The sequence below is a fragment of the Cellulomonas sp. IC4_254 genome, assembly GCF_011603975.1.
GTDB lineage: Bacteria > Actinomycetota > Actinomycetes > Actinomycetales > Cellulomonadaceae > Cellulomonas.
On the sequence record NZ_JAANNB010000126.1, the window covers coordinates 1 to 11,671 of the forward strand.

The 11,671-nt window shown below is 74.7% G+C and carries 11 protein-coding genes; 8 read left to right on the forward strand and 3 right to left on the reverse strand.

Features of this window, described 5'->3' with window-relative positions; all coding sequences use genetic code 11:
* Positions 1–88: 88 nt before the first annotated feature.
* Both G6556_RS12680 and G6556_RS12685 read left to right on the forward strand, forming a co-directional pair.
* A complete protein-coding gene (locus tag G6556_RS12680; RefSeq protein ID WP_166941868.1) occupies positions 89–553 on the forward strand; it encodes a tRNA (cytidine(34)-2'-O)-methyltransferase in 465 nt (154 codons plus the stop codon).
* Between the two features lie 102 nt (positions 554–655).
* Positions 656–2,179, forward strand: coding sequence for an amino acid permease (locus G6556_RS12685; RefSeq protein ID WP_346774872.1), 1,524 nt, complete (start codon positions 656–658; stop codon positions 2,177–2,179).
* Positions 2,180–2,204: 25 nt separating this feature from the next.
* Here the strand turns inward: G6556_RS12685 and G6556_RS12690 are convergent, their stop codons facing one another.
* The gene (locus G6556_RS12690) at positions 2,205–3,044 is read right to left on the reverse strand and encodes an LLM class flavin-dependent oxidoreductase (protein ID WP_166941870.1); all 840 of its coding nucleotides are present in this window, start codon (positions 3,042–3,044) and stop codon (positions 2,205–2,207) included.
* 110 nt (positions 3,045–3,154) lie between these two features.
* Positions 3,155–3,823, reverse strand: coding sequence for a helix-turn-helix transcriptional regulator (locus G6556_RS12695; protein WP_166941872.1), 669 nt, complete (start codon positions 3,821–3,823; stop codon positions 3,155–3,157).
* A 170-nt stretch (positions 3,824–3,993) separates the two neighbouring features.
* Between G6556_RS12695 and G6556_RS12700 the strand changes: the two genes are divergently transcribed.
* From G6556_RS12700 to G6556_RS12725, 6 genes are all read left to right on the forward strand, one after another.
* Positions 3,994–4,992 carry an ATP-binding cassette domain-containing protein gene (locus tag G6556_RS12700; RefSeq protein ID WP_166941874.1) on the forward strand — a complete coding sequence of 333 codons (999 nt, stop codon included), beginning with the start codon at positions 3,994–3,996 and terminating at the stop codon, positions 4,990–4,992.
* A complete protein-coding gene (locus G6556_RS12705; RefSeq protein WP_166941876.1) occupies positions 4,989–5,849 on the forward strand; it encodes an ABC transporter permease in 861 nt (286 codons plus the stop codon). Before G6556_RS12700 ends, G6556_RS12705 begins: the two co-directional genes overlap by 4 nt.
* A gap of 136 nt (positions 5,850–5,985) precedes the next feature.
* Positions 5,986–7,839 carry a gamma-glutamyltransferase gene (locus G6556_RS12710; protein WP_205693418.1) on the forward strand — a complete coding sequence of 618 codons (1,854 nt, stop codon included), beginning with the start codon at positions 5,986–5,988 and terminating at the stop codon, positions 7,837–7,839.
* Between the two features lie 227 nt (positions 7,840–8,066).
* Positions 8,067–8,612 (forward strand): MarR family winged helix-turn-helix transcriptional regulator, encoded by a 546-nt coding sequence (locus G6556_RS12715; RefSeq protein ID WP_166941880.1) that lies wholly within the window; start codon positions 8,067–8,069, stop codon positions 8,610–8,612.
* A 134-nt stretch (positions 8,613–8,746) separates the two neighbouring features.
* Positions 8,747–10,438 (forward strand): MFS transporter, encoded by a 1,692-nt coding sequence (locus tag G6556_RS12720; protein ID WP_166941882.1) that lies wholly within the window; start codon positions 8,747–8,749, stop codon positions 10,436–10,438.
* 104 nt (positions 10,439–10,542) lie between these two features.
* The gene (locus G6556_RS12725; protein WP_166941883.1) at positions 10,543–11,010 is read left to right on the forward strand and encodes a MarR family transcriptional regulator; all 468 of its coding nucleotides are present in this window, start codon (positions 10,543–10,545) and stop codon (positions 11,008–11,010) included.
* Positions 11,011–11,065: 55 nt separating this feature from the next.
* Here G6556_RS12725 and G6556_RS12730 read toward each other — a convergent pair.
* On the reverse strand, positions 11,066–11,671 hold a 606-nt coding region (locus G6556_RS12730; RefSeq protein WP_166941885.1), incomplete at its 5' end, for an NERD domain-containing protein.

Here is an 11,671-nt window from a genome sequence, read left to right on the forward strand (position 1 = left end):
CCCCCACGCTAGCCCCCGCCACCGACGTCCACGCAGGTCGGCGACCCGGGCACGGGACACCCGCGCGACCGGTGAGAGGATCACGGGCGTGCTGCACGTCGTGTTCTTCGAGCCCCGCATCCCCGGCAACACCGGCAACGCCATCCGCCTGGCCGCCGCCACCGGGGCGACGCTGCACCTGGTCGAGCCGCTGGGCTTCGTCATGGACGAGCCGCGGCTGAAGCGCGCCGGCCTCGACTACCACGACCTCGCGCACGTGGTCGTGCACCCGGACCTGGACACCTGCATGGCCGCGCTCGCCCCGGCGCGGGTGTTCGCGTTCACCACGCACACCGAGCGCCGGTACACCGACGTCGCGTACCGGGACGGGGACGTGCTGATGTTCGGCCCGGAGCCCACCGGCCTGCCGCCGGAGGCGCTGGAGCACCCGGCCGTCACGGACCTGCTGCGCATCCCGATGCAGCCGGGCCGCCGGTCGCTCAACCTCACCAACGCCGCGTCCACCGCTGTCTACGAGGCCTGGCGGCAACTAGGCTTCCCGGGCGGGATCTGACGGGTCGCCGGATCCGGTCTCACCCACCGGACCCCGCCGTGCGAGGGCGCACAGGCTTCGGCATGCTCGCCCGCGTCCTGCCGTCGTCCGAGGGGGTCCGTCGTGGCCATCAGCAACCGCAGCGTGCTGCGCCGCAAGTCCGTGGAGGACTCGCTGGCGTCGGTGGAGGACCCGGACCGGTCCCTCAAGCGTTCGCTCACCGCGTGGGACCTCGCCGTCCTCGGCGTCGCCGTGGCGGTCGGCGCGGGCATCTTCTCGGTCGGCGCCACGGCCGCCGCGAACTACGCCGGACCGGGCGTGATCATCTCGTTCCTGATCGCCTCGGTCGTCTGCGCGCTGGCGATCATGTGCTACGCCGAGTTCGCCTCGACGCTGCCGGTCGCGGGGTCCGCGTACACGTTCTCCTACGCCACCGCGGGCGAGCTCGTCGCGTGGATCATCGGCTGGGACCTCATCCTCGAGATGCTGCTCGCCGCGGCCGTGATCGCGAAGTTCTGGGGCGTGTACCTCTCGGACGCGTTCGGCCTGTTCGGCATCGACGTGCCCACGACACTCGAGCTCGGCCCGGTCGACCTCGACTGGGGGCCGGTGCTGGTCGTGGCCGTGTTCACCGCCCTGCTCGCGGTCGGCACCAAGCTGAGCACCCGGGTGAACAGCATCTTCACGATCATCAAGGTCGCGATCACCCTGTTCGTCATCGTCGCCGGGTTCTTCTACGTGCGCGCCGAGAACTACTCGCCGTTCATCCCGCCGGCCCAGCCCGCCGAGTCCGCGTCGGGCCTGGAGCAGCCGCTGTTCGGCTTCCTGTCCGGCTTCGACCCGTCGCAGTACGGCGTCATGGGCGTGCTGTCCGGCGCGGCGCTGGTGTTCTTCGCGTTCATCGGCTTCGACGTCGTGGCCACCACCGCCGAGGAGACCAAGAACCCGCAGCGCGCCGTGCCGCGCGGCGTGCTCGGCGGTCTGGCGATCGTCACGGTGCTCTACATCCTCGTGACCGTCGTGGTCACCGGCATGGTCTCCTACACGGACCTCGCCGCCTCCGACTCCCCGTCGCTGACGACCGCGTTCGTCCTGGTCGGCGCCGACTGGGCGGGCAAGGTGATCTCGATCGGCATCCTCATCGGGTTGACGTCCGTGATCATGGTGCTGCTGCTCGGCCTGACCCGGATCGTGTTCGCGATGAGCCGCGACGGCCTGCTCCCCCGCGGCATCTCCCGCACCTCGCACCGGTACAAGACCCCGATCCGGCTGCAGGTCGGCGTCGGCATCATCGTCGCCCTCATCGCCGGCCTGTCCGAGGTCGAGCGCCTGGAGGAGATGATCAACATCGGCACGCTGTCGGCGTTCGTGCTCGTGAGCTTCGGCATCCCGATCCTGCGCCGGACCCGCCCCGACCTGCAGCGCGGGTTCCGGGTGCCGTGGTCGCCGGTGCTGCCGATCGTGGCGGGCGTCGCGTGCCTGTGGCTGATGTCGAACCTGACCGTCCTGACCTGGGTGCGGTTCGCGGTCTGGCTGGCGCTCGGCCTCGCGATCTACGCCGTGTACTCGTACCGGCACTCGCGGGTCGGCAAGGGCGAGGCGCCCGACCCCGCCGACGACCTGCCCGCGCCCGCCGGCGGGCGCTGACCGGGGGGCTCCTGCTCGCCGCGGGTCACCCCCGCGGGACGCCCCGCCGGATCCGCTCCGCGACGGCCTCGTACGTCGACCCCGGCCCCTCCCAGCGCGACTCGACGAACCACGTCGCGCCCGCCTCGGCGAGCGCCGCGACGTGGTCCTGCGCCTCGGCGGGGTCCTCGGGCAGGACGCCCTGCAGGACGATCTCGTACGGGCCGGCGTCGGGCGCCCGGTGCTCGCGCACCCACGCGGCGATCTCCGCGACCTCCGCCGGGCCGAGCTGGTCCATCGCGCGGTCGCCGCGCAGCTGCGGGACCAGGCCGTCGTACCGCACCGCCCGCCCCATGGAGCGCTCGCTGGGGTAGGCGCCGACGACCCAGATCGGCACCCGCGGCCGCTGCACCGGCCGGGGGCGGAACTCCATGTCCGTGACGCGGTGGTGCGTGCCCCGGTAGGAGAACTTCTCGCCGCCGAACGCCAGGTCGAGGATCGCGAGGTGGTCGTCGAGCAGCTCGGCGCGCTCGCGCGTGCTCGTGAGCTCGCCCTCGACGCCCGCGAAGGCGCGGTCCATCGGCACGCCCAGGCCGGCGGGGATCACGAGCCGGCCGCCGGAGAGGTGGTCGACGCTGAGCGCCTGCCGCGCGACGACCCACGGCCGGCGCCGCGGCAGCGCGAACACCAGCGCGCCGAGCGTGATCCGCTCGGTGCGGACCGCGGCCGCCGTGAGCACCGCCCACGGGTCCCACACGTCGCCGTCGACCCCGATGTCGACCGCGTCCCAGGTGAAGTAGCCGTCCCAGCCCGCGTCCTCCGCCTCGACCGCCAGCCCGACGAGCTGGTCGATCGTGCCGAACGTCCCGACGATGCCGAACTTCATCGCGTCCCCCTCGCCGCCGTGCCCACCGGTCCACCACCCGTGGTGCCGCGTCCGTCACCGTACCGACGGCCTCCGACACGACCCCGTGCCGGCCCGGCGGCGCCGCGCCGTCAGGCGGGGTCGGCCGCGGGCGCGGCGCCCGGTCCGGGGTCGGTGCCCGCGGCGAGGTCGCGCACCACGCGCTCGCGCAGCTCGGTGACGATCCGCTCCTCGGCGTCGTAGTACGCCAGCCCCCAGTCGGCGACCATCGCCGGGTACCGCACCTCGGCGCGGTCGCCGAGCATGTCCCGGACCCCGGAGAGGTCACGCCGCCGCTCCGCGAGCGCCGCCACGTAGTCGTCCAGCATGTCCCGCACCGTCGCGGGGTCGACCAGGTGCCCCATGAGCAGCCGCAGGGCCACCGGGTGCTTGAGCACCGGGAAGTCGGCCGGCGTCTCGGCGAGCCACGCCCGCAGCGTCCGGTCCCCCGCGTCGGTGATCGCGTACCGGGTGGTGCGCCGCCCGGGCGGCCCGGCGGGGTCGGGCAGGGCGCGCACCAGGCCGGCCGCCTCCAGGCGCGCGACCTCGGAGTACACCTGGCTCATCGCCGGGGCGACCCAGTAGTAGCGCAGCGTCCGGTCGGCGCGCTGCTTCAGCTCGTACGCGGTGACGGTCGTGTCGGTGCGGCCGGCGAACATCAGCAGGCCGAGCAGCGCGTACCCGGTCGGGGTCGGCGCGGGCGCCGGGGTGCCGTCGGGCGCCTCGCCCGATCCGTCCGGGAAACCCGTTGCCTCCGCCACGTCCGCCAACCTACGCTGGGTCGCGTTGTTCCTACTAGGAATAGAGCGTTCCCGCCCTCGGGTCCCTCGTCCTCGCGCCGTCGCCGGCCGAGCAGCCGCACCGCCGCACCGCACCCCGCCCCGACCCGCGCGCCGCCGCGCCGGCGGGTCCCCGACGGAAGGCACCGCCCATGACGACCGCGATCGAGACCGCGGGCCTGGTCAAGCTGTTCAAGGACACCCGCGCCGTCGACGGCATCGACCTGCAGGTCGCCGCCGGCGGGGTGCACGGGTTCCTCGGCCCCAACGGCGCCGGGAAGACGACCACCATCCGGATGCTCGCCACCCTGCTGCGCCCCGACGCCGGCGAGGCCCGCGTCCTCGGCCGCGACGTGGTGCGCGACGCCGACGAGGTGCGCAGCCGGGTGGCGCTCACCGGGCAGTTCGCGTCGGTCGACGAGGACCTGACCGGCCGGGAGAACCTGGTGCTGGTGTCCCGGCTGTACGGCTTCTCCCGCGCGGGCGCCCGGGCGCGCGCCGACGAGCTGCTCGACGCCTTCGGGCTGTCGGACGCGGCCGACCGGCAGGTGAAGAAGTTCTCCGGCGGCATGCGGCGGCGGATCGACATCGCCGCGAGCATCGTGGTGACGCCCGAGCTGATCTTCCTGGACGAGCCGACGACCGGGCTGGACCCGCGCAGCCGGAACCAGGTGTGGGACATCGTGCGCGCGATGGTGTCCTCGGGCACGACCGTCCTGCTCACCACGCAGTACCTCGACGAGGCCGACCAGCTTGCCGACCGGATCTCGGTGATCGACGCCGGGAAGGTGATCGCCGAGGGCACGCCGGGCCAGCTCAAGGCCTCGGTGGGCGCGAGCGCCCTGCACGTCCGGCTGCTGAACCCGGACGACCGGCCGCGCGCGCGGGCGGTGCTGGAGCGCGCGCTCGGCACCGCCGTCACCGAGGACCCCGACCCCGCGGCGCTGACCGCGAGCGTCGACTCCTCGGCGCCGGCCATGCGCGGCATCGCGGCGCTGGAGGCCACGGACGTGCTGGTCGCCCAGTTCTCCCTCGGCCAGCCGTCGCTGGACGAGGTGTTCCTCGCCCTGACCGGCCACCCGGCCGAGTCCGCGGGCACCGACGACGAGGCCGGCGCCGAACGCGACGCCGCCGCGAGGGGGGCGGAATGAGCGTCGACGACACCCGGACCGCGACGGCCGGGACCACCGCCGCGACCGACGAGGTCGCCACCGCCGCCGTCCTCGGCGCACTCGCCTCCGGCGCCCGCCCCGACCGGCCGTCCGGCCTCACGACGTCGCTGACGTTCGGCTGGCGCGCGCTGCTCAAGATCAAGCACGTCCCCGAGCAGCTGTTCGACGTCACCGTGTTCCCGGTGATGATCACGCTGCTGTTCACGTACCTGTTCGGCGGCGCGATCGCGGGCAGCGTGGACGACTACATCCAGTTCCTGCTGCCGGGCATCCTCGTGCAGGGCGTCATCATGATCACGATGTACACGGGCGTCACGCTCAACACGGACATCCAGAAGGGCGTGTTCGACCGGTTCCGGTCGCTGCCGATCTGGCGGCCGTCGGCGCTCGTCGGGATGCTGCTGGGCGACGCCGTCCGGTTCACGATCGCGTCGGTCGTGATCGTGGCCCTGGGCCTGCTGATCGGGTTCCGCCCGGAGGGCGGGCCGCTCGGCGTGCTCGCCGGGGTCGCGCTGCTGCTGCTGTTCGCGTTCTCGTTCGGCTGGATCTGGACGTTCCTCGCCCTGGTGCTGCGGACGCCGAACGCGGTGATGGGCGTGTCGATGATGGTCATCACCCCGCTCACCTTCGGGTCGAACATCTTCGTCGACCCGTCGACCATGCCGGGCTGGCTCCAGGCCTTCGTCGAGGTGAACCCCGTCTCCGACCTGGTGACCGGGGTGCGCGGGCTGATGAACGCGCAGCCGGTCGGGGACCACGTGCTGGTCACGGTGCTGTGGGCGCTCGCCCTGGTCGCGGTGTTCGGGCCGCTGACCATGCGGCGGTACGCCCGCTGAGAGCCGGCGCGGGCGGGCGGCGCCCCTGCGGCGCGTCGACGGGGGGTCGACGTACCGTGGGCGGCGCCCCGCCCGCCCGCGCCACCTGGAGCCGCCCGTGTTCACCACCCGCCCCGAGCTCGTCGGCACGCACGGCATGGTCGCCTCGACGCACTGGCTCGCCAGCGCCGTCGGGCAGTCGGTGCTCGAACGGGGCGGCAACGCGTTCGACGCGGCCGCGGCGGCCGGGTTCACGCTGCAGGTGGTGGAGCCGCACCTCAACGGCCCGGGCGGCGACGCGCCGATCATCGGGCACCGCGCCGCGGACGGGCACACGTTCGTCGTCTGCGGCCAGGGCACGGCGCCCGCCGCGGCGACCATCGAGGCGTACACCGACCAAGGGCTCGACGTCGTCCCCGGGACCGGGCACCTCGCGGCGGTCGTGCCGGGCGCGTTCGGGGCGTGGCTCGACCTGCTCGCGCGGTACGGCACGCTGCCGCTGGCCGACGTGCTCTCCCCCGCGATCGGGTACGCCCGCGGCGGCTACCCGCTGGTGCCGGCGGCGGTCCGCACGATCCGGACCGTCGAGCGGCTGTTCGCCGAGCACTGGCCGACGTCCGCCGAGGTCTACCTCCCCGGCGGCGCCGCACCCGAGGCCGGGGCCCGGTTCCGGAACCCCGCGCTCGCCGGCACCTACGAGCGGGTGCTCGAGGAGGCACGCGCCGCGGGGTCCGACCGGCTGGCGCAGATCGAGGCGGCGCGCCGGGCGTTCTACGAGGGGTTCGTCGCCGAGGCGATGGCCGCGTTCGTCCGGGAGCCGGTGCTCGACTCGTCCGGGTCGGCGCACGCCGGGCTGCTGACGGCCGACGACCTCGCGTCCTGGCGGGCCACCGAGGAGCCGACCGTCGCCGTCGACTTCGCGGACGTGCAGGTGCACAAGACCGCGGCGTGGGGCCAGGGGCCGGTGCTGCTGCAGCAGCTGCGGATGCTGGAGGAGCTCGGCGTCGCGGACGCGGACCTCGGGTCGGCGGAGCTGGTGCACACGGCGCTGGAGGTGACCGACCTGGCGTTCGCGGACCGGGAGGCCTGGTACGGCGACCCGGCCGACGGGGACGTGCCGCTGGACGCGCTGCTGTCCCGGTCGTACGCGGCGGAGCGGGCGCGGCTGGTCGGGCCGACGGCCTCCGACGGCGTGCGACCGGGGTCGCCGGACGGGCGCGCGCCGCGGCTGGCGCGGCTGTTCGGGGAGCCGACGACCCCGCCCGACGGCGTCCCGGTGTGGCCCGGGCGGTACGAGGACGCCGCGGGCGGGCCGGCGCTGGGGACGGGCGAGCCGACCCGCGGGCCGGGCGCCGCCCCGGCCGAGCCCGTCGGCGCGGCCGCCGCCGTCGACGGCCCCGCGCTCGACGTGCGCCCCTCCGGCGCGACCCGGGGCGACACCTGCCACGTCGACGTGGTCGACCGCTGGGGCAACATGGTCTCGGCCACCCCGTCCGGCGGCTGGCTGCAGAGCTCGCCCGTCGTTCCGGGCCTCGGGTTCGGGCTGCCGACCCGCGCGCAGATGTTCTGGCTCGAGCCCGGGCTCCCGTCGTCGCTCGCGCCGGGTCGCCGGCCGCGCACCACGCTGAGCCCGGGGCTGGTGCTCCGCGACGGCGGCGGGTTCGCGTTCGGCACGCCGGGCGGCGACCAGCAGGACCAGTGGACGATCCCGTTCCTGCTGCACCACCTGCTGGGCGGGCTGGACCTCCAGGCGGCGATCGACGCGCCGGGCTGGCACTCCACGCACGTCCCGTCGTCGTTCCACCCGCGGACCAGCACCCGGCGGGGCGTCGAGGCGGAGTCGCGGCTCGGGGCGGACGTGCTCGCCGAGCTCGGGCGGCGCGGGCACGTCGTGCGGGACGCGGGGCCCTGGAGCCTGGGACGGGTCAGCGCGGCGGGCGTGCGGCCGGACGGCCTGCTGCACGCGGCGGCCAACCCCCGCGGCATGCAGGGCTACGCCGCCGGCCGCTGACGTCCGCCACCAGCGGCTCCCGGCCCGTCCGCCCTGCCGGGTGGACTTGAGTGGAGCGTTCTGCCGGACACGCGTCGGCGTGTCCGGCAGAACGCTCCACTCCTCGCCGGCCGACCGGCCCCTGGCGACCGTTCCGGTGATCACCCTCACATCGCATGGGGAACAAGTTGCCCAGCGCAACCGTTGTGATAGTTTGCCTGCTGCAACCAATGAAAGAGGTCCCCGCCGTGCCCAGCACTCCCGCGTACCGCGTGCTCATCGACGCCATCGCGCGTCTGCAGCGCGTGCAGCGCGAGGTCGGCACCGAGCTGGCGCGCGACCTCGACTGCCCGCGCGCCGCCCTCAGCCTCCTGTGGCTGCTGGACAAGGTCGGCGAGCTCGGCATCGGCGACGTGGCGCAGCACCTGCACGTCGACATCTCGGTCGCGAGCCGGCAGGCCAGCCAGCTGGTCGAGTCCGGGTACGCCGAGCGCAGCACCCCGGACGCGCCGGGCACCGACCGCCGCGTCCGCACCGTCCGGCTGACCGAGCGCGGCAGGGCGTTCACCGCCGACACCAAGGTCGCGATGGACGCGCGGGCCGCCGAGGCGTTCAGCGCCTGGACGCCCGCGGAGCTGGCCGACGCGTCGGCCGTGCTCGAGCGGATCGCGGACACGATGGCCGACTTCGGCCCGCGCCCCGCGACCGACCCGGCCACCGCGACCACCCCGGCCCCGACGAGCACCCCGGCCGACGACACCCGTGCGCCGGCGCTCGCCGCCACGGCCACCTGACCGACCCCGGCCGGTGCGCAGCCGCGCGCACCGACCCCCCGCAGCACGCGACCGCCACCCGGCCGCGCCGCACCACCACCACGTCCGCCGACGGCGCCGGGCACCGCATCCCAGGGCGAAAGCAGAGTTCACGCATGAGCAGCACCACCCGGGCCGAGAGCCCGACCGTCGACCGCGGGCCCGCGCCCGCGATGAACCACCGGCAGGTGATGGAGGCCCTCTCCGGCATCCTGCTCGGCATGTTCGTGTCCATCCTGGCCACGAGCGTCGTGTCGAGCTCCCTGCCCAAGATCGTCAGCGACCTGAAGGGGTCGCAGTCGTCCTACACCTGGGTCGTCACCGCGACCCTGCTCACCACGACGATCACGACCCCGATCTGGGGCAAGCTCGCCGACCTGGTGAACCGCAAGCTCCTCATCCAGCTCGCGCTGGTCATCTCCGTGCTGTCGTCCGCGGCGGCCGGCTTCTCGCAGACCGTCGGCTTCCTCATCGGCATGCGTGCCCTGCAGGGCATCGGCGCCGGCGGCCTCACCGCGCTGGCCACGGTCCTGATGGCCGACATCCTCAGCCCGCGCGAGCGCGGCCGGTACATGGGCCTCATGGGCGGCATCATGGGCATCGGCATGGTCGGCGGCCCGCTGCTCGGCGGCGTCATCACCGACAGCCTGACCTGGCACTGGAACTTCTTCGTCGGCCTGCCGTTCGCGGTCGCCGCGATCATCGTGCTGCAGCGCACGCTGCACCTGCCGCAGCTGGCCCGCAAGGTCGTGAACATCGACTACTGGGGCGCCGCGCTGATCTCCGTCGGGATCGCGTCGCTGCTGCTCTGGGTGACCTTCGCCGGCGACAAGTTCGACTGGATCTCGTGGCAGACCGCCGCCATGGTGATCGGCGCCGTCGTGGTCCTCGCGATCGCGGTCGTGGTCGAGAACAAGGTCGCGGACCCGATCATCCCGATGCACCTGTTCAAGAACCGCACCGTCGTCCTGTCCGTGATCGCGTCCGTCGCGGTCGGCGTGGCGATGTTCGGCACCTCGGTGTTCCTCAGCCAGTACATGCAGGTGGCGCGCGGCAAGACCCCGACGCAGTCCGGCCTGCTGACCATCCCGATGATCCTCGGCCTGTTCCTGTCGTCGACCATCGCCGGGCGGTTCATCACCAAGTACGGCCGCTACAAGGGCTTCATGGTCGCGGGCGGCGCGCTGCTGACCGCCGGCCTGGCCCTGATGGGCACCATCCGCTACGACACCAGCTTCCTGCTGGTCGGCCTGTTCATGTTCGTCATGGGCGCCGGCGTCGGCATGCTGATGCAGAACCTGGTCCTCGCGGTGCAGAACATCCTGGACGTCTCCGAGACTGGCTCGGGCACGGCGACCGTGGCGTTCTTCCGGACGCTCGGCGGCGCGATCGGCGTCTCCGCGCTGGGCGCGGTGCTCGGCAACCGCATCACCAGCTACATCACCGACGGCCTCGTGTCCGCCGGCATCGACCCGGCCGCGCTGGGCGGCGGCACCACCTCGGTGCCGGACGTCTCCACGCTGCCGGAGCCGGTGAAGACGATCGTCGAGTCGTCCTACGGCCACGGCATCGCGGACCTGTTCCTCTACGCCGTCCCGCTGGGCGTCATCGCGCTGGTCGCGGTGCTGTTCCTCAAGGAGGTGCCGCTCGGCCGCCGGTCCGGCGTCGAGCAGCTGCTCGACCAGGAGCAGACCGGCGAGGCCGTCCTCGCCGAGGCCGGCACCCCCGGCGCGCAGCAGGCGGTCGGCCAGCAGGCCGAGGCCGAGCGGGCCGAGGCCGGGCAGGCCGCCCCGGCCCACCGGGCCTGACGCACCCGGGCCCTGGGGCCCACCGCGCGGGTCCGCCCGCGACACGACGCGAGGCGCCCGGCCGTACCGACGGCCGGGCGCCTCGCGTCGTCCACAATGGGTCGGTGGACACCCCGACCGACCCCGTCGCGCGCATCGAGTCCGAGCTCGGGCTGCTGCTCCGCCGTGCGCGCGCCTCGGCCGAGCGCCTCGCCCGCGAGGTGCACCCCGACCTGGAGCCGTCGGCCTACCCGCTGCTGGTGCGGATCGAGCGCGAGCCGGACGTGCGGGCCAGCGAGCTGGCGGAGCACATCGGCGTCGGCCGCGGCACGATGTCGCGCCAGCTGGGCCGCCTGGAGCAGCTCGGGCTGATCGAGCGCCGGCCCGACCCCGACGACTCGCGGGGGCAGCTCATCCGCGTCACGCCCGAGGGCGCGCGGCGGGTGGACGCGGCGCGGGTCGCGCGGCGGGCCTACCTGTCCGCGGCGCTCGGGACGTGGGCCGAGGAGGACCGGGGGCTGCTGGCGGACCAGCTGCACCGGCTCAACGAGTCGCTGGCGGGCACGCCGCCGCGGGTGCAGCCGGGGTCCTGAGGGGCCGGCCCGGGTCGACCCCGGCGGACCGGGCGCCCGGCCGGACGGCTGGGCCTCAGACCGCGCGGCTCAGCGCCCAGGTGCTGCGCCGGCGGGCGATCGCGGCGACCGCGTCCACCCGCCCCGGCGACCAGCGCGCGGGCATGGACGCGAACACGTCCGGCACCTCCGCGTCCGGCAGCACCAGCGCGTCGTAGGGGGACGGGGCGAGCACCTCGACGGTGCCGTGCACGACCAGCACGCCCCGCACCGCCACGGGGGACCCGACGGCGGCGCGCAGCAGGGAGCCCGCGCGGGCAGCGGTGAGCCGCACGTCGCGCAGGTCGGCCACGCCGCGGCCGTCGGCCGACAGGTGCCGGGAGTCCAGCACGAGCCGCTCCGGGCCGGTCGCGGCGGCGGGCCGCTCGGCGACCGCGAACGCCCCCGGCGGGCCGATCAGCAGGTGGGCGACGACCGAGCCCTGCCGGCCGACGGGGACGTCGTGCAGGACGTGCCAGCCGTCGAGCATCAGCCGGTCGAGGCGGTCGCACAGGCTCTCGCGGACCCCGCGCGGCTCGGCGTCGGCGCGCGGGCTCACCAGGTCGTCGGCGCGGTGCCGACCGCGGCGCGCGGGGGCCTCCGGCGCGTCCGGGGCCGGGGGCTGCTCGGCAACGACGTCCCG

What these genes read in the sequence shown, in the direction of transcription:
- G6556_RS12720 (WP_166941882.1), top strand. Translation starts at nt 8,747, where the DNA reads ATGAGCAGCACCACCCGGGCCGAGAGCCCGACCGTCGACCGCGGGCCC.
- G6556_RS12705 (WP_166941876.1), top strand. Translation starts at nt 4,989, where the DNA reads ATGAGCGTCGACGACACCCGGACCGCGACGGCCGGGACCACCGCCGCG.
- G6556_RS12700 (WP_166941874.1), top strand. Translation starts at nt 3,994, where the DNA reads ATGACGACCGCGATCGAGACCGCGGGCCTGGTCAAGCTGTTCAAGGAC.
- G6556_RS12690 (WP_166941870.1), bottom strand. Translation starts at nt 3,044, where the DNA reads ATGAAGTTCGGCATCGTCGGGACGTTCGGCACGATCGACCAGCTCGTC.
- G6556_RS12710 (WP_205693418.1), top strand. Translation starts at nt 5,986, where the DNA reads ATGGTCGCCTCGACGCACTGGCTCGCCAGCGCCGTCGGGCAGTCGGTG.